The organism is Intrasporangium flavum, assembly GCF_001956915.1.
In the GTDB taxonomy this organism is placed as follows: Bacteria; Actinomycetota; Actinomycetes; order Actinomycetales; family Dermatophilaceae; genus Monashia; species Monashia flava.
This window is the reverse complement of sequence record NZ_MLJO01000003.1, coordinates 408,891-425,061: the sequence shown is the minus strand read 5'-3', so window position 1 is coordinate 425,061 and position 16,171 is coordinate 408,891. Positions and strand designations below refer to the sequence as shown.

Annotated in this window: 15 protein-coding genes; 7 read left to right on the top strand and 8 right to left on the bottom strand. The window is 74.5% G+C overall.

Features of this window, described 5'->3' with window-relative positions:
* A complete protein-coding gene (locus BIV28_RS03615) occupies nucleotides 1-837 on the bottom strand; it encodes a CoA transferase subunit A (protein WP_076259302.1) in 837 nt (278 codons plus the stop codon).
* Nucleotides 838-1,067: 230 nt separating this feature from the next.
* On the opposite strand from BIV28_RS03615, the gene BIV28_RS03610 reads away from it, so the two are divergent.
* Nucleotides 1,068-1,556 (top strand): peptidoglycan-binding domain-containing protein, encoded by a 489-nt coding sequence (locus BIV28_RS03610; protein ID WP_242652744.1) that lies wholly within the window; start codon nucleotides 1,068-1,070, stop codon nucleotides 1,554-1,556.
* Nucleotides 1,557-1,559: 3 nt separating this feature from the next.
* On the opposite strand, the gene BIV28_RS03605 is transcribed toward BIV28_RS03610, so the two are convergent.
* Genes BIV28_RS03605 through BIV28_RS03590 form a run of 4 tightly spaced genes read right to left on the bottom strand, consistent with a single transcriptional unit; the run spans nucleotide 1,560 to nucleotide 4,776 of the window.
* Nucleotides 1,560-2,300 (bottom strand): TIGR03089 family protein, encoded by a 741-nt coding sequence (locus tag BIV28_RS03605; RefSeq protein ID WP_076259301.1) that lies wholly within the window; start codon nucleotides 2,298-2,300, stop codon nucleotides 1,560-1,562.
* A gap of 10 nt (nucleotides 2,301-2,310) precedes the next feature.
* Nucleotides 2,311-3,549: an LCP family protein gene (locus BIV28_RS03600; RefSeq protein ID WP_076259299.1), complete on the bottom strand. Its 1,239-nt coding sequence runs from the start codon at nucleotides 3,547-3,549 to the stop codon at nucleotides 2,311-2,313.
* Nucleotides 3,539-4,081 (bottom strand): DUF2304 domain-containing protein, encoded by a 543-nt coding sequence (locus BIV28_RS03595; protein WP_076259298.1) that lies wholly within the window; start codon nucleotides 4,079-4,081, stop codon nucleotides 3,539-3,541. Before BIV28_RS03595 ends, BIV28_RS03600 begins: the two co-directional genes overlap by 11 nt.
* Nucleotides 4,078-4,776: a glycosyltransferase family 2 protein gene (locus BIV28_RS03590; protein WP_076259296.1), complete on the bottom strand. Its 699-nt coding sequence runs from the start codon at nucleotides 4,774-4,776 to the stop codon at nucleotides 4,078-4,080. Before BIV28_RS03590 ends, BIV28_RS03595 begins: the two co-directional genes overlap by 4 nt.
* Nucleotides 4,777-4,878: 102 nt before the next feature.
* On the opposite strand from BIV28_RS03590, the gene BIV28_RS03585 reads away from it, so the two are divergent.
* From BIV28_RS03585 to yidC, 4 genes are all read left to right on the top strand, one after another.
* A complete protein-coding gene (locus tag BIV28_RS03585; protein WP_076259295.1) occupies nucleotides 4,879-6,945 on the top strand; it encodes a glycosyltransferase family 4 protein in 2,067 nt (688 codons plus the stop codon).
* A gap of 85 nt (nucleotides 6,946-7,030) precedes the next feature.
* Nucleotides 7,031-7,996: a lysylphosphatidylglycerol synthase domain-containing protein gene (locus tag BIV28_RS03580; RefSeq protein WP_076259293.1), complete on the top strand. Its 966-nt coding sequence runs from the start codon at nucleotides 7,031-7,033 to the stop codon at nucleotides 7,994-7,996.
* 69 nt (nucleotides 7,997-8,065) lie between these two features.
* The gene (locus tag BIV28_RS03575; RefSeq protein ID WP_076259292.1) at nucleotides 8,066-8,455 is read left to right on the top strand and encodes a hypothetical protein; all 390 of its coding nucleotides are present in this window, start codon (nucleotides 8,066-8,068) and stop codon (nucleotides 8,453-8,455) included.
* Nucleotides 8,456-8,540: 85 nt separating this feature from the next.
* Nucleotides 8,541-9,359, top strand: coding sequence for a membrane protein insertase YidC (gene yidC, locus BIV28_RS03570; protein ID WP_076259290.1), 819 nt, complete (start codon nucleotides 8,541-8,543; stop codon nucleotides 9,357-9,359).
* A 4-nt stretch (nucleotides 9,360-9,363) separates the two neighbouring features.
* On the opposite strand, the gene BIV28_RS03565 is transcribed toward yidC, so the two are convergent.
* Entirely contained in the window at nucleotides 9,364-9,804 is a 441-nt protein-coding gene (locus BIV28_RS03565; RefSeq protein ID WP_207555734.1) for a nitroreductase family deazaflavin-dependent oxidoreductase, read from the bottom strand.
* 75 nt (nucleotides 9,805-9,879) lie between these two features.
* Nucleotides 9,880-10,623, bottom strand: coding sequence for a DUF3105 domain-containing protein (locus tag BIV28_RS03560; protein WP_076259289.1), 744 nt, complete (start codon nucleotides 10,621-10,623; stop codon nucleotides 9,880-9,882).
* 132 nt (nucleotides 10,624-10,755) lie between these two features.
* Between BIV28_RS03560 and BIV28_RS03555 the strand changes: the two genes are divergently transcribed.
* Together BIV28_RS03555 and BIV28_RS03550 are read left to right on the top strand one after the other, a co-directional pair.
* The gene (locus tag BIV28_RS03555) at nucleotides 10,756-11,676 is read left to right on the top strand and encodes a DNA-3-methyladenine glycosylase family protein (RefSeq protein ID WP_242652743.1); all 921 of its coding nucleotides are present in this window, start codon (nucleotides 10,756-10,758) and stop codon (nucleotides 11,674-11,676) included.
* Nucleotides 11,677-11,816: 140 nt separating this feature from the next.
* Entirely contained in the window at nucleotides 11,817-14,006 is a 2,190-nt protein-coding gene (locus BIV28_RS03550) for a VCBS repeat-containing protein (RefSeq protein ID WP_076259286.1), read from the top strand.
* 85 nt (nucleotides 14,007-14,091) lie between these two features.
* Here the strand turns inward: BIV28_RS03550 and BIV28_RS03545 are convergent, their stop codons facing one another.
* Nucleotides 14,092-16,152 carry a PhoX family protein gene (locus BIV28_RS03545; protein WP_076259284.1) on the bottom strand — a complete coding sequence of 687 codons (2,061 nt, stop codon included), beginning with the start codon at nucleotides 16,150-16,152 and terminating at the stop codon, nucleotides 14,092-14,094.
* Nucleotides 16,153-16,171 lie beyond the last annotated feature (19 nt).

Here is a 16,171-nt window from a genome sequence, read left to right as displayed (position 1 = left end):
TCAGGCCTCCTTGCTCTCGGTCGCGGGCGTCTCGCTGCCGGCGGCGGCTCCCGCCGACGCGTCCTGCGGGCGCTGGCGCACGGTGCGCCGCTCGATGCGCTTGGCGGCGGCCTGCTCGGCCGTGAGCGGCAGGACGCGCTGGACGAAGATGCCCGGCAGGTGGACCTGGTCGGGGTCGAGCTCGCCCGGCTCGACGAGCTCCTCGACCTCGGCGACGGTGACGCGGCCGGCCATGGCGCACAACGGGTTGAAGTTGCGGGCCGACTCGTGGAAGACGAGGTTGCCGTGCCGGTCGCCCTTGGCCGCGCGCACGAGGCCGAAGTCGGTGGTGATCGCCTGCTCGAGGACGAACGTCTTCGTCTCACCCATCCACTCGAAGTCCTGGGTCTGCTTCGGCGGCGAGGCGAGGGCCACGTTGCCGGCGTCGTCGTAGCGCCACGGCAGCCCGCCCTCGGCGATCTGCGTGCCGACGCCGGTCATCGTGAAGAACGCCGCGATGCCGGAGCCGCCCGCGCGGAGGCGCTCGGCGAGGGTGCCCTGCGGGGTCAGCTCGACCTCGAGCTCGCCGGACAGGTACTGCCGCTCGAACTCCTTGTTCTCGCCGACGTAGGAGCTGACCATCCGGCGGATGCGCTTGTCGCGCAGCAGGATGCCGAGGCCCCAGTCGTCGACGCCGCAGTTGTTCGAGACGGCCTCGAGGTCGGTGTGGCCGGCGTCGTGGATCGCTGCGATGAGCACGGAGGGGATGCCGCAGAGGCCGAAACCGCCGACCGAGAGCGACATTCCGTCGCTGATCCCGGCGATGGCCTCCTGTGGGGTGGAGACGACTTTGTCCATGGGTCGGACTCTATCCGCGGCGGAGGCCTGCGCGGCCGTGGGGTCGACCCACACGACGGGCCGTCCGGGTGGTCCCGGCACACGTGCGCCGTGCGCGCCGTCGTGGGCTCGCCGCGGCCGCCGCCGGCCCGGGTGCGCGACGAATTCCAGACCTGTAATTCGGCGGAACCGGTTGTGATGGGTGTGACCCGAGTGAATGAATGGTGCTCACGAGACCGAGGAGGACCACCATGACGACCCACGCCGCCGGGCCCCGCCCCCATGCCGGTGTCGCCCGCGTCGAGGTCGGGACGGCCTACACGGCCTACAAGGACCTCACCCTCGGGCTCGGCTCGCGGGGTGCCGTCGTCCGGGTGCTCCAGCGCGCCCTCGGCGGCGTACCGGTCGACGGTGTCTTCGGGACGGTGACCCGCGACCGCGTCGCCGCGCTCCAGCGCTCGCACGCCCTCGAGCAGTCCGGCGTCGTCACCCCCGAGCTGTGGGACGTGCTCGAGGCCCGCGACTTCCCGTTCGTCGGCAGCCGGTCCACCGTGCTGCGCGTCGGTGACCAGGGCGCCCAGGTCCTCGCCGTCCAGCGGCTCCTCGGCGTGCCGGCCACGGGGGTCTTCGACCTCGCCACCCGTGAGGCGGTCAAGGCCGTGCAGGCGCGGGCCGGCCTGGCCAGCACCGGTGTCGTCGCCTCCCGCACGTGGACGCTCTTCGACCGGTTGTCGGCCTGAGGCTCAGGCGGTCGCCTCGACCGTGACGCCCTCGGACGCGTGCCGCGCGGAGGTGCCCGCCCCGGCGGGTCCGCGCTCCAGCACGACCGAGCCGTCGACGACCCATGCTGCGAGGCAGCCGCGCAGGACGGTGTCGAGCGGGCCCCGCAGCGCCACCCGCGGCTGCCCACCCCACGCGTCGTCGGGCACGACGACCTCGCCGTAGGTGAGCGAGCCCGCCGCCGTGGCGAGCGCGACGTCGGAGGGCTCGGGGTCGGCGAGCGGCACGAAGACGTCGCCGTGCGTGGCCAGCTCGCGCGCCTCGTCGACGGCCGAGGGGGCCTCGGCGGCCTGCGGGTGGCTGCGAGCCAGCGCCGGCAGCGACACGAGCACGGCGTCGCCGCCGTGGGCGGCCGCCGCGTGCGGGTCGGCCGTCACGAGCACGTCGGCGCCCGTCGCGGCCTCGCCGACGACGACCTCCGCCCCGACCGACCACGCCGCGAGCGCCCAGTAGACGGCGCGCCAGTGCGTCGGCAGGTCGAGCCCCACCGTGGTGCCGGGCTCGGCGGACAGGTCGTCCTGCAGGAGGTTGGCGGCCTTGGCGACCCAGTTGGTCAGCACCCGGGCGGACAGCTCGATCCGCTCGCCGGCGGTGGGTCCCGGCTCGTCGTCGTACCAGGTGAGGCGCGGTCGGGTCGCGTCGGCCGCGAAGAGGCGGGCGAGCACCTCCGCGGGCAGCACCGGGGCGGCGGTGTGGGTCGTCACGGGTGGGTCCTCAGCTGTTCGTCGCGCCCTGGACCGTCGTGCCCGGCGGGGGCTCGGTCAGGGGCTCGTCGTCCTTGAGGGCCTTGAAGAGCGCCTTGGCCTTCTCGGTGTCCCACTTGACGGCGAGCGAGCCGCCCGGCGTGCGGTAGGCGAGGTCGGCGGTGGGGACGCTGAGCGACAGGCCCTGGTCGGCGCTCACGGCACGCATCGCCTGGAGCACGCGGTAGGCGTCCATGAGGCCGGTCTGCTCGCCGACGGCCAGGCCCGCGGCCGAGGCGTCGGCCGTCTGCTTGTACCGCCACGGGATGAGGACGGTGGCGGGCGTCGCGACCTTCTTCATGAGGGCGCCGAGGAACTGGCGCTGGCGGGCTGCACGGCCGATGTCGCCCATGGGGTCCTCATAGCGCGAGCGCACGTAGCCGAGGGCGTTGCCGCCGTCGAGGTTCTGGCAGCCCTTCTTGAGGTCGATGCCGGCCTTCTTGTCCTTCATGTCGCGCGGCACGCAGAGCGTGACGCCGTCGACGGCGTCGACGAGGTTGGCGAAGCCGCCGAACCCGATCTCGAGGTAGCCGTCGACGTGCACGCCGGTGACGTTCTCCACGGTCTCGGTGAGCAGCTTGGGGCCGCCGATGGCGAACGCGGCGTTGATCTTGTTCGAGCCGTGGCCCGGGATCGGCACGTAGGAGTCGCGGGGCAGCGACACCATGACCGGCTTGCCGCCGCTGTCGGAGACGTGCACGAGCATGATCGTGTCGGTGCGCTGGCCCTCGGCGTTGCCGGTGGCGTACTTCTTCTTCTGCGCCTTGGTCAGCCCCGCGCGGCTGTCGGAGCCGACGAGCAGGTAGTTGTACCCCGACGTGTCGACGGGGCGCTCGCCCGAGGGGATGTTGTCGACCCGGGCCACGCTGTTCCACGCCTGCACCGGCACCCAGACGAGGAAGGCGACCCAGGCCAGCACGAGCAGCCCGACGACGAGCAGGACCGCACGGCCCTTGCGGACGCGGCGGCCGGGCTCGCGGGGGCCTCGCTCGCGCGGGGCCGCCGGGGTCGAGGGGCGGCGCCCGCGGGTGTCGACGACGAAGTCGTCGTCCGCGTGGCCGGCCGGTGCGCCGTGGTCGCCGGGGTCGGCGGGGTTGGCGGAGGACGCGCCCGGCAGGGGGCCACCGTCGGGTCGCTTGACGCGGCGTCGCGTGTCGACGACGTAGGCGTCGTCGTCGCGCGGACGCCGACGGCTGGGATCAGTCGGCATCGGCTGCTCTCGTGCTCGGGGACGGGGGCGTGACCGACAGTGTCGCAGGGTTTGCGGTGGACGCGGCCGCGGCGTCTGCCACGGGTGCCGCGTCGGGGGTGTCCAGCCGCGCGTCCACAGGGGCCCCCACGGGCGCGGCCGCCGACGCGTCGACCCGCGCGTCGACGGGCCCCCGGGTGACCTGCTCGGCGTGGGCGGCCGCCGGCCGCGCCTCGTCGAGTGCGATCCGGCGGGCCAGGCGCGTGTAGCGCGTCTCCATGGCCCGGAACCGCTTGAAGGTCGTGACGACGAACCCGAGGAAGGCGATGACGAGGCAGTAGAAGACGAGGTCGGCGCCGCGGCCGATGCCGAAGAACTTCGCGACCTCGGTCAGCGTGCCCGGCCGCAGGATGCTGCCGACGGCGAGCAGCAGGAAGGCGAGCAGCCCGATGCGGCGCAGCGCCTGGGTGCGTTGTCCGGAACCGGCGAGCAGGCGCCAGGCCACCGTGACGACGCCGACGATGAGCAGGACCTGGAAGAGCAGCTGCTTCATCGCCAGATCAGCTCCGCCAGGATGTTGACCGCGTTCCACAGCGACTGGCCCTTGGCCCGGCTGTAGTCGGTGTAGAGGATGTGCACGGGCTCCTCCGCGTACTCGACCTGACGGCCCTCGAAGCGCATCGACCCGATCTGGGCCACGAGCTCGCTCGCGTGGGCCATCCGGTTCTGGGTGATGTCGAGGCGCTCCACGACGTCGCGGTGCAGGACGCGCAGCCCGTTGTGGGCGTCGGTGAGGCGCGTGCCGGTGGTGAGGTTGGTGTATGCGACGGCGGCGCGCAGGACGAGGCGCTTCATGGCCGAGGCCTCGGTGCGCTCGTCGAGGAAGCGCGAGCCGAACACGACGCGCACCGGGTCGCGGTCGGCGCCGCCGCGGGCCCGGCCGAGCATCACCTCGACGTCGTGCACCTGGTGCTGGCCGTCGGCGTCGTAGGTGACGACGTAGCGCATCGCCGGGTCGGCGAGCGCGTAGGCGAAGCCGGTCTGCAGGGCCGCGCCCTGGCCGAGGTTGACCGGGTGGCGCACGACGGCGGCCCCGGCCTGCTCGGCGAGGTCGGCGGAGCGGTCGTGGGAGCCGTCGTCGACGCAGACGACCTTGGGGAAGGTGAGCCGGGCCTCGCGCACGACGTCGCCGATGACCGTGGCCTCGTCGTAGAGCGGCACCACCAGCCACACGTCCTCGTTCTGCACAGGCCCAGCGTAGAGCGGGTGGGCGGGTGCTCCGACACGCGCGGCCCCGGCGCCCGCGCGGCGCGTTGCCGCCCGCACCCCCGGAGCGAGAGTCTGACCACCATGACCGACGCGCTCTCGCACAGCACACGGGTCGAGGCACCGGGGCCGGGGTCGGCCGCGCTGCGGATCGCCGTCGTCGGGCCGACGCACCCGCACAAGGGTGGCGTCGCCGCGCACACGACGATGCTCGCGCACCACCTCACCGACGCCGGCCACGAGGTGACGCTCGTGTCGTGGTCGCACCTCTACCCCTCCCGGCTGCGCCGCGCCGAGGGCACGGTCCCCGCCGGGGTGCCCGAGGTGCCGCCGTTCCCGCGGACCGTGCGCGCGCTCAGCTGGGCCCGGCCCGACACCTGGGTGCGCGTCGGGCGCCGGCTGCGCGACGTCGACGCGATCCTCGTCGTGCACGTCATGCCGCCCGTCGTGCCCGCGCACCTGGCGCTGCTGCGGGCCGCCGGCGCGGTGCCGGGGCTGCCCGGTCCGCGCCCGCAGTCGGTCGTCGTGTGCCACAACGTCCTGCCGCACGAGTCGCACCCCGGCGACGCCGCGCTCATGTCGCTGCTGTTCTCCCGCGTCGACTCGACGCTCGTGCACGGCACCGAGCAGGCCCGCGTCGCCCACGACCTCGGTGCCCGACGCGTCTCGGTGGCCGAGCTGCCGCCGCACCTGCCGGGCGGCGACCCGATCAGCCGCGGCGCGCGCGGCGGCCCCACCCGGCTGCTCGCCCTCGGGCTGGTCCGCGAGTACAAGGGCATCGACGTGCTCCTGCGGGCGATGCGCTCGGTGCCCGACGTCACCCTGACGATCGCCGGCGAGATCTGGGGCGCCAACCGCGGTGTCATCGGCCGGCTCGCCTCCGACCCGGCCCTCGCCGGACGCGTCGAGATCCGCGACGGCTACGTGCCGGCCGACGCCCTCGCCTCGCTGCTCGCCGACCACGACGTGCTCGCGCTGCCCTACCGCTCGGCGACGGCGTCGCAGAACGTCGTCCTCGGCCACGCGCACGGGCTGCCGGTGCTCGCCTCCGACATCGCGCCCTTCTCCCAGCAGGTCGACGACGGCGTCAACGGGCTGCTCGTGCCACCCGAGGACGAGCGGGCGCTCGCCGGTGCGCTGCGCCGGCTCGGCGACCCGGAGGTCCGGCGCCGGCTCGCCGAGGGCGTCAAGACGCCCGACCTCTCGGCCCCGTGGGCGCACTACCTCGGCACCGTCGAGGCGCTGTCGGTCGACGAGTCCGTCTCTGCCGCAGGGGCGTTCGACGACACCTGGGCGGACGACGACGACTCCGACGAGGACGACGACGCGTCGGGCCAGGCGGTGGGCTCGCCCGGGCCGGACGCGTCGGGGCCGGGGGAGCGGGCCGCGCGCGTCGCGTCGGGGCTCGCGGCCGCTGGCGTACGCAACGCCACCGACCTCGCCGACGCGGCCCGCCGGTCGGTCGGTCGGTCGGTCGGCCGGGTGCTCGGCGGGCGGCGCGACCCGGTACGCCTCGCCGCCACCGACCTGCCCGAGTGGGTGCTGTCGACCGACGTCCTCGGCGACCCCGACGAGGCCGAGGACGCCCGGGGGCTGGCCCGCGACCTCGGGCTGCCGTGGTCGCGCGACGCCGTGTCGGCGTGGGCCGCGCTCGGCACCCTCGCCGCCGTCCTGCGGGTCCGCGACGACGGACGCCGCAGCGCGGTCGTCGTCGACGAGACCGGCAGCCGCTCGCTGCTGTCGCGGTGGGCCCGGGCCGTCGGGTTCGCGCCCGTCGAGATCGACTTCACCGGCAGCCACCCGAGCGTCGCCGCGCTCGACGTCGACACCGGCTCGCTCGACGTCATCGTGCGGATCCACCCGCGAGGGTGCGACGCCGACGACGTCGACCACGTGCTCGAGCAGGCCTCCTGGGCGCTGCGCTCGGGCGGCCTGCTCGTCGTCACGGTGCCGCTCGGCCCGGCCGGCGTCGAGGGCACGGTCGGCCCCGCCGACGTGCGCGGCGTCATCGCGCGGGCCCACGACCTCGGCTTCGTCCTCGTCGGTGACCTCGACGGCGACGTGACGGCCCGGATGCGCGAGGCCGCGGCCCGGGCCCGGTCGGCCGACGCGGCCTACGGGCTCGTCCGGCTCACGCTGAGGCGCCGGTGAGCGCCGGTCGGGGAGCCCGGCTGTGAGGTGCCCGTGAGCCGGATGTGCACGGGCACGCAGGTTCCGCTGCGATGATGGCCCGGACATGACCCGGAAGAAGCTCCTCACCGTCCTGCGCGTGGCCATCGCTGTGGTCACGCTCGCCGCCGTCGTCTACGCCGTCGCCCGCAACTGGTCCGACGTCTCCGTGCACCTCGACAAGATCTCGCTCCCGACGTTCGCGTGGTCCACGCTGGCCGCCGCGATCGGCACGTGGCTGACGATGCTCGGCTGGCGCACCATCCTGCGCGACCTCGGCTCCGACCTGCACCTCGCGCCGGCCTCGGGCGTCTACTTCGTCGGCCAGCTCGGCAAGTACCTGCCCGGCTCGCTGTGGTCGGTGCTCGTGCAGGCCGACATCGCGGCCAACCTCAAGGTGCCGCGGCGGCGCACCGCCGTCACCGGCCTGCTCGCGCTCGGCTTCGCCCTGCTCACCGGGTTCCTCGTCGGCCTGCCGGCGGCGTCGTTCCTGCTCAACGGGTCGTCCGGGGGCTTCGACTGGTGGCTGCTGCTCGCACTGCCCCTGCTCGTCGTCCTCTGCGTGCCGCGGCTGCTCAACGCGCTCATCGCGTGGGGGCTGCGACTGCTGCGTCGGCCGCCGCTCGAGCACGACCTGTCCACCGGCGCCGTGCTGCGCGCCGTGGCGACGTTCATCGGCGTCTGGCTCTTCTTCGGCGTCCACACCCTGCTGCTGGCGCGAGCGGTCGCCGACGGCGCCGGGCACGACAACCTCACCGTCGCCGCGGTCACCGGCTACGCCCTGTCGGTGTCGCTCGGCATGCTGACCATCGTGCTGCCGGCCGGGCTCGGCGCCCGCGAGGGCCTGCTGACGCTCATCCTGTCCACGGCCATGCCGACACCGGCCGCCGCGGCCGTCGCCATCATGTCGCGCTTCATCGTGACGATCGTCGACGTCCTCGTCGCCCTCGGCGGCTGGCTCTACGCCAAGTCCCACCACCTCGTCAGCGCGCGGCGCGAGGCCGTGTCGCACGAGGAGGACCTCACCGTCTGAGCGCGGGAACTCTCCGGCCGGCCCGGGCGTCTTCCGGGGGAAGGACCACGACCCGACCGGAGGAGGGACATGCCCGGCCACGACCGGACCACCCGCGTCTCGTGCGTCTCCCGCGTCTCCAGCGTCTCCCGCGTCTCCCGCGTCTCCCGCGCGTCGGCCGGCGGCGTGTTCCTCGCGGCTCTCGCGCTGGCGGTCACGCTGGCCGTCTGGTTCCTCGTCCTCGCCGGTCCGGGGCTGCACCCCGCCCAGGCGGTCGCCCTCGGCGTGGCCGCCACCGCGAGCGCGGGGGCCCTGCTGGCCCTGACCCTCGCCACGACCCGCCTCGCCGTCGGCGCCCGCACGCTGCGGGCGGCCCCACGCGGCACGCCGGCCGAGCGCGTCGAGGCCCCGACACCGTTCTGGTGCACGGTCGAGGTCTCCCGCCGGCCCCGCCGGCCCCGGGCCCCGGGCGGTCGCTGACCCGACGCGTCGCCACCGGCACGCGTCGGCCCAGCCGACCCCACCCCGTCCACCGGTCCGTCCCGGACCGGGAAGGAGCCCTGCCGTGCCCGACCTGCTCTCACCCGTCGTCTCCGCCGTCGCCGCCGTCCTCACATCGGCCCACTCCGCCGCGTCCGCGCTCGGCCTGGCCCCGGGCTCGCCCGGCGCCTGGCTCGTGGCCGTCGGCCTGCTCGTCGTCGCCGTGCGCACCGCCCTGCTACCGCTCACCGTCCACGGCGTGCGGGCCGCGCACGCGCGGGCCCGGGCCACCCCGGCCCTGCGCGCGCTGCGCCGCCGCTACGAGGGCACCCGCGACCTCGAGCGGCTCCGGGCCATGCGCGAGGAGCACCGCCGGATCCACGCCGAGCACGGCGTCTCGTCGTGGTCGCTGGCCCCGGCCCTGCTGCAGCTGCCCCTCGTCTACGCCCTCTACCGCGTCGTCGCCGACCTCGCGAACGGCCACGCCGTCGGGGCGCTCGACGCCGGGCTCGTCGCGTCCGCGTCGGCGGCCTCCGTCTACGGGCTGCACCTGACGACGCGCCTCGGGCCGGCCCTCGGGGCCGGCGCCCCCGGGCTCGTCCTCGTCGGGCTCGCGGTCCTCGCGGCCGGCCTCAGCCTCGCGACGCAGCGCTGGTTCACCCTGCCGAACGCCGACCTCACCGACGTGCCCGAAGCGGTAGGACGCGTCCAGCAGGCCCTCCCGTGGCTCGGCGCGGTCGGGGTGCTCGCGGCTGCGGCGTTCGTGCCCGCCGGCGTGCTCCTCTACTGGGTGCTGACGAACGCGTGGACGTTCGCCCAGCAGGGACTCGTCGCGCGGTACTGGCCGACGCCGGGCACGCCGGCGGCCGCCCGGCGCACGGCCAGGCTCGCCGCCGCGGCGTGACGGCTCAGGCGGCGCGCGGCTCCAGGACGAAGACCGGGATGAGCCGGGCGGTCTTCGTCTGGTACTCGGCGTAGGGCGGGTAGGCGGCGACGCAGCGCTCCCACCACTGCTCGCGCTCCTCGCCCGAGAGCTCGCGGGCCCGCACCGGCCACGTCTCGGTGCCGGCCTGCAGGTCGATGTCCGGGTGCTTCTGCAGGTTGCGGTACCACTTGGGGTGCTCCGGCGCGCCGCCCTTGCTCGCCACGGCCGCGAAGACGCCGTCGTGCTCGACCCGCATGAGCGGCACCTTGCGCACCTTCCCGCTCTTGGCGCCGCGCATCGTCAGCAGCACGACGGGCAGGTTCATGATGTGCACGGAGTCGGTGGTGCCGGTGCGCTCGATCTCCTCGACCTGCTTGCGCACCCAGTCGCTGGGGCTAGGGACGTACTCGCCGTTCATCGCCATGCCTCGCACACTAACCCGGCCCGACGCGTGGGACGCGTCGGGCCGGGTCGGGGTGTGTGGGACGCGCGGGACGCGTCAGGCGGCGCCGGGCTCGGGCGCCGAGCTCCAGGGGTGCTGCTTGACGAACGTCTCGACGACGCTGGTGTTGAGCCCGCCGCACAGCTGGCGGTGGCCCATCTGGCTCTTGACCTGGCCGGTGGACTGGTCGACGTCGGCCGACCAGTGCGACAGGGCGTACTTCTTGCCGGCGGGGAACGCGCCGCGCTTGGTGTCCCACGGCACGACGAGGAACTTGTTCGCCGACTCCTTCATCGCGTTGATGCGCGTCGCGAGCGCCTCGAAGCTGGCGGCCTGGGTCTTCTCGATCGAGGGGTCGTACCAGAGGATCGTGTAGCCGTGCTCGAGGTTGTGCACGAGCGTCTCGACGGCGGGCACGTCGGCGGTGGTGTACACGCGTCGCTTGTCGACGGCCGGGGCGGCGAGGTGCTTGCCGCTCGAGGGCGGGATCGTCGTGTAGTCGACGTGGGTCAGGGTCGGCTGGTTGGTGCCGGGGCCGATGTGCTCGCTCGAGCCGGTCGCGGGGTCGTTGGTGACCGGGTCGCACTGGGCCGATGCGACGTCGCCGGAGATGGCGTCGAGCGCGGCGTTCTTCTTGTTCTGCTCGCCGACGACGGCCCACGCCACGGCGGCGCCGATGATCGCGATGACGGCGACGCAGGCCCCGATGAGGACCAGGAGTCGGCGGCGTTCGGCCCGCTTCTGGGCCGCCTGCATGGCGGCGACGCGTTCGCGGCGGTCTCGGCTCGTCTCGCGGGCCATCGGTCCTCTTCCTGTGGGCCGGGGCTGGACGGGCAGCCGCCGGGGGCATCGGCAGGGCAGTGTGAGCTGCTGTCGCACGCGCCGGTCGCGGCGCCTCGGCGACGGTGCCGAGTGTAGGCGAGGATGGTGTGCGTGCCGGAACCGCTCACCCGCCTCTGGCGCACGGACCGGCAGATCGCCCTCCGTGCGCAGCTCGGCGTCTTCCGGCGGGGTGCCGGCGACCCGACGTCGTGGTGGGGGCCCGACGGGTCGACGGCGCGCGTCTCGCAGACCCCGGAGGGGGTCGGCACGCTGCACCTCGCGTGCGTCCCCGGCACGGGGGAGGTGCACGCCAGCGCGTGGGGCCAGGGGGCCGAGTGGCTGCTGGCGTCGGTGCCCGCCCTGCTCGGGGCCGACGACGACCCCGACGGCTTCGAACCGGTCCACCCGCCCGTGGCCGAGGCGTGGCGGCGGTTCGGGCACTGGCGGGTACCCCGTTCCGGGCTCGTGTTCGACGCGCTCGCCCCGGCGGTCATCGAGCAGAAGGTCACCGGCCAGGAGGCCTTCAGCGGCTACCGGATGCTGGTGCGACGGTTCGGCTCGCCCGCTCCCGGGCCGTTCCCGCGGCTGCAGGCGCCGCCGACGGCCGCCGGCTGGGCGGCCGTGCCCTCGTGGGCCTGGCTCCAGGCGTCGGTCGACGGCGCGCGGTCGCGCACCGTGGTGCGGGCGGCCGGCTACGCCGGACGGCTCGAGGAGGCGACGCGCCTGTCCCTCGACGAGGCGCGCCGGCGGCTGCGCGCGCTGCCCGGCGTCGGTGTCTGGACCTACGCCGAGACGGCCCAGCGGGCGCTCGGGGATGCCGACGCGGTGTCGTTCGGCGACTACCACGTGGCCAAGGACATCGGTTGGGCGCTGACCGGCACCCCGGTCGACGACGCCGGGCTCGAGGAGCTGCTCGAGCCCTACCGGGGTCACCGGTACCGGGTGCAGCACCTGCTCGGGCTCGCCGGCCACCACCGGCCGCGCCGCGGCCCCCGGATGGCGCCCCGCACGCACCTGCCGACCAGGCGCTGACGGGGTCCCGCCGTCGCTTGCATGAACCTGCAACGAATCGGGCGGTCATTCCCGGAATTCCGGACACCGCCACGGGCTAGGGTTCGCGCGAGCCCTGCCGCCGCAGGGCGGTCACGCACGGAAGAAAAGGCAGCTCCACCTTGGCTCGTCACCTGTCGGGGGCCCGTGCCCTCGCCCTCGGGATCGCAGCGGCCACGCTCGCGCCCCTCGCGCTCGCGGCCCCCGCGACGGCTCTGCCGTCCGGCGCCCGCACCGACCTCGACGCCCTCCGGTCCCGCACCGGCCAGGTCGTCTCCGGCCAGGCGGCCACGAGCGGTGAGGTCTCCTCCCGCGCCCGCCGGGCCACCACCTCCTCGCCCGACGAGACGCAGGCCCCGCTCGACGGGTCCGGCACGTCCCAGGGTCGCGTCGCGACGTCCGGTCCGTCCGGCGTCCGGCTCGCCGCCGGGTCGACGAGCACCGCCACCTCGACCGACTGCGCCGACGGCGTCGTCGACCCGAACGTCCTCGCCGAGCGTTCGATCGTCCACCTCGCCTTCTCGGGCGCCACCTCGATGACGCTGATGCGCCAGCGCGACGGCGGCACGTGGCGCACCGTGGCCACGGTGAGCGGCGCCTCCGGCGTCGTCACCGACCGCGGCGTCAACCAGCGGGTCGGCTACCAGTACCGGGTCATCGCCAAGAACGGCGCGACGACCCTGCTCGACTGCGTCGACTCCAGCTGGTTCGGCACGTGGACCGAGGACGGCTGGGGCGACGCCGACGGCGTCGTCGCCGGAGCCGGTGGCCTCTTCCAGCAGAGCCGGTACAGCCTCGGGGACCGCGTCTCCTCCGCGGAGTTCGTCTCCCCGGCGTTCTCGACCGACGGTCGCCTCGTCGCCGCCACGCGCATCATCGACGACACGACGCGTCGCGCGGTCCTCGAGGTCCGCAAGGCGTCCACGGGTGCCGTCGTCTTCACCGTCGACCTCGGCACGTCGGCCTTCCCGGCCGACCCGGCCTTCTCGCCCGACGGGCAGACCCTCGCGTTCGCCCGGTACGACTCGGCCGGCAAGGCCCAGGGCCTCGGGTTCGTCGACGTCTTCGGCGCGCACACGGTGCGCACCCTGACCACCTCGACGCGGATCGCCGAGCCGGTCTGGCGGGCCGACGGCACGACGCTCGTCGTCACGACCTACGGCGTCCCGACCGAGGGCCTCGGCCTCGTGTGCACGACGTGCTCGACCGTGACCCCGATCAGCGGGACCGCGGGCGGCTACACCCCGGAGATCGGCGCCGACGGCTCGATCTGGTTCGCGTGGTCCGACGGCACGACCAACGCCCTGCGCAAGCGGGTCCCGAGCGGCGCCGTCACCGACATCCGCACGTCGACCACCGACTACTTCTACCAGCCCCGGTTCAGCCCCGACGGCACCCTCTTCATCGAGCGCGACACCCCCGACACCGCCGACCCGAGCCAGTACACGGCCGGCATCTACGTCGCGCAGCCCGTCGCCGGTGGCACCGACACCATCACCTCGTTCGGCGCGGCGCGCGTGTCGACGACCGTCGCCGGCTGGGACGTCCGGCAGCCGCAGAGCAAGGGCACCTCGGACTTCGTCTCCGAGGCCCACCACGACGTCATCGGTCGCGACGCGAGCGGCAACCTCTGGGCCTACCGCAACGTCGGCGTCACGCTGACGACGCGCACCAAGATCGGTGCCGGCTGGGGCGGCTTCACGGCGATCCTCGCCGCGGGCGACCTCAACGGCGACGACCAGGCCGACCTCGTCGGTCGCGACGCCAAGGGCGCGCTCTGGCTCTACCGGGGCAAGGCGGCCGGCGGCTTCGCCGCGCGCACCGCGCTCGGCACCGGCTGGAACGGCTACACCCTCGTCGCGCCGGGCGACTGGAACGGCGACGACAAGGCCGACCTCGTGGCCCGTGACGGCTCGGGCCGCCTGTGGCTCTACCCGGGCACCGGCCGCGGCACCCTCGGCGCCCGCGTCTCCCTCGGCACCGGCTGGGGCGGCATGACCGCGCTGCTCGGCACGGGCGACGTCGACTTCGACAACCGCGCCGACCTCGTCGCCCGCGACAGCTCGGGCCGCCTGTGGCTCTACCCGGGCAACGGCACCGGCGGCTTCCTCGCCCGACGCCAGATCGGTTCGGGGTGGAGCTCGTTCACCGGCCTCGCCGTCACCGAGGTCACCTACGGCCGGCCGATGTTCTTCGCCCGGCTCAAGGACGGCACGCTGATCAGCTACGAGATGACCGGCGACGGCGCCTTCTCCTCCGGCGACGTGTACCGCGTCGGCACCGGCTGGAACGGGCTGACCTTCACCGCCTGAGGCTCGCGGCACGCCGACAGGCCCGGCACCCCACAGGGTGCCGGGCCTGCGTGCTACCCGAAGGTGCGGCGCCGGGAGCGGGCGCTCACCTGCGGTAGGAGACGACGACCGCCGGACGCGGGAAGCCGTCGGTGTGCGGCCACGTGCTCGAGGGCTTCTCGAACGTCGCGCCGTCGGTCTCGCCGGGGTGCTGCACGGCGATGAAGACCGAACGCTGGTCCTGCGTGACGAGCGGGCCGCACGTCTCGGCGCCGACCGGGACCGTGAGGAACTGCTCGACGCGGCCGCGGTCGGGGCCCGCGACCGGCACGCGGAACAGGCCGTCGTGGGAGCCGAGCACGTTGCCGTCGGTGGAGATCCACAGGTTGCCGACGCCGTCGAAGGCGACGTTGTCGGGGCAGCTGATCGGGCTGACCTTGCTCTTGTCGTAGCCGGCGAAGTACGTCTCGGGCGCCTCGGGGTCGCCACAGACGAGGAAGAGGTCCCACGTGAAGCCGGTGCCCGTGTGGTCGCCGCGGTTCTCGGTGACCTCGAGGACGTAGCCGTTGCGGTTGCCCGACTTGCTCGTCAGGGGTGCGCCGAGCGAGGCGCGCACCATGCTCGAGGCGAGCGGGTTGGCCTCGTCGGTCGGGTAGCTCGTGCCGCGGTTGCTGTTGTTCGTCAGCGCGCAGTAGATCTTCCCGTTGACCGGGTTGGGCTCGATGTCCTCGGGGCGGTCCATCTTCGTCGGGCCGACGGTGTCGGCGGCCAGGCGCGTGTGCACGAGGACGTCGCCGACGCTCATGCCCGGCACGAACGAGCGCTCGTGCGTGGTGAGGGCGATCCACTCGCCGGTGCCGTCGTGGACGCCGTCGGCCGCGCCGTCGCCGGTGAACCGGGCCACGTAGAGGGTGCCGCGGGTGAGCAGCGTCTTGTTGTGGCGTCGGGCGGCGCGCGAGGGGCCCTCGCGGAACCGGTCGGCCGAGACGAACTTGTAGATGTAGTCGCCGCGCTCGTCGTCGCCCATGTACGCGACGGCGTGGCCCGAGTCGCTGATCGTGACGTTGGCGCCCTCGTGCTTGAACCGGCCGAGCATCGTCTGCTTGACCGGCGTCGAGTCGGGCTCGAAGGGGTCGACCTCGACGACCCAGCCGAAGCGGTAGGCCTCGTGCGGGTGCTTGGCGAGGTCGAAGCGCTCGTCGACGCTCGACCAACCGCGGTTGGTCACCGCGGCGGTGGCCAGGCCGTAGCGCTTGAACGAGGTGGCGTTGGCCGGGTCGACCGGGCCGGACGCGTCGAAGTAGCCGTTGAAGTTCTCCTCGCCCGACAGCACGGTGCCCCACGGGGTCGTGCCGCCGGCGCAGTTGCCGAACGTGCCGTGCACGCGGGTGCCGGTCGGGTCGGCGGCGGTGCGGAGCAGCTCGTGCCCGGCGGCCGGGCCGTGGAGGGCGAACTCCGTGTGCACGGTGATGCGGCGGTTGTGCTTGGCGCGGCGGTGGTCCGCGCGCACCCACGATCCCTCGGCCCGGCCGCGCTCGATCGTCACGACGGCCATGCCGTGCGCGGCCATGGCGATCTTCTTGACCGTGGCGTCGTCGTACTCGCCGGTCGGGAACATGAGGTTCTCGTCGGTGTACTCGTGGTTGGTGACGAGCAGGGCGCGCCGGCCGTCGAGGGGCAGCACGCCGACGTAGTCGTTGTTGTAGCCGAACTGGCGGGCCTGGGCCTCGGGCGTCTGGGCGTGCACGTCGAAGCGCGGCGCGTCGGACTCGACCGGGTCGCCCCAGCGGATGACGACGTTCTGCGTGTACTCGGGGGCGTTGGTCACGGCGTCGGCGTTGTTCGGCGCGACCGGGGTGAAGGCGGCGCGGCCGACGTCCCCGGTGGGGCGGCCGTGGCCGGCGGGGGCGGGGCCGCCCGACGCGGCGGCGGGTGCGGCGGCCCCGGCGGTGAGGCCGGCGAGCACGAGCGCGCCGGCCCCGAGGGCGCTGCCCTTGAGGACCGAGCGCCGGGCGAGGGCGCCCTCGACGAGGTCGCGCATCGCGGGGTTGCCCGACTCGTTGGGCACGGGGGCGTCGCAGGCGTCGTTGCAGCGGAAGTGGCACGTCATGCGGCTGCGCGAGCCGTGCCGGGGCGTCGAGACGAGGGGGAGAAGCTGGGGCGTCACTCGAGGTGCTCCTTCGGCG

Excerpts from the sequence above, each read along its gene's own strand:
- BIV28_RS03595 (WP_076259298.1), bottom strand. The coding sequence starts at position 4,081 with ATGAAGCAGCTGCTCTTCCAGGTCCTGCTCATCGTCGGCGTCGTCACG.
- BIV28_RS03580 (WP_076259293.1), top strand. The coding sequence starts at position 7,031 with ATGACCCGGAAGAAGCTCCTCACCGTCCTGCGCGTGGCCATCGCTGTG.
- BIV28_RS03565 (WP_207555734.1), bottom strand. The coding sequence starts at position 9,804 with ATGGCGATGAACGGCGAGTACGTCCCTAGCCCCAGCGACTGGGTGCGC.
- BIV28_RS03600 (WP_076259299.1), bottom strand. The coding sequence starts at position 3,549 with ATGCCGACTGATCCCAGCCGTCGGCGTCCGCGCGACGACGACGCCTAC.
- BIV28_RS03575 (WP_076259292.1), top strand. The coding sequence starts at position 8,066 with ATGCCCGGCCACGACCGGACCACCCGCGTCTCGTGCGTCTCCCGCGTC.
- BIV28_RS03615 (WP_076259302.1), bottom strand. The coding sequence starts at position 837 with ATGGACAAAGTCGTCTCCACCCCACAGGAGGCCATCGCCGGGATCAGC.
- BIV28_RS03560 (WP_076259289.1), bottom strand. The coding sequence starts at position 10,623 with ATGGCCCGCGAGACGAGCCGAGACCGCCGCGAACGCGTCGCCGCCATG.
- BIV28_RS03610 (WP_242652744.1), top strand. The coding sequence starts at position 1,068 with ATGACGACCCACGCCGCCGGGCCCCGCCCCCATGCCGGTGTCGCCCGC.
- BIV28_RS03585 (WP_076259295.1), top strand. The coding sequence starts at position 4,879 with ATGACCGACGCGCTCTCGCACAGCACACGGGTCGAGGCACCGGGGCCG.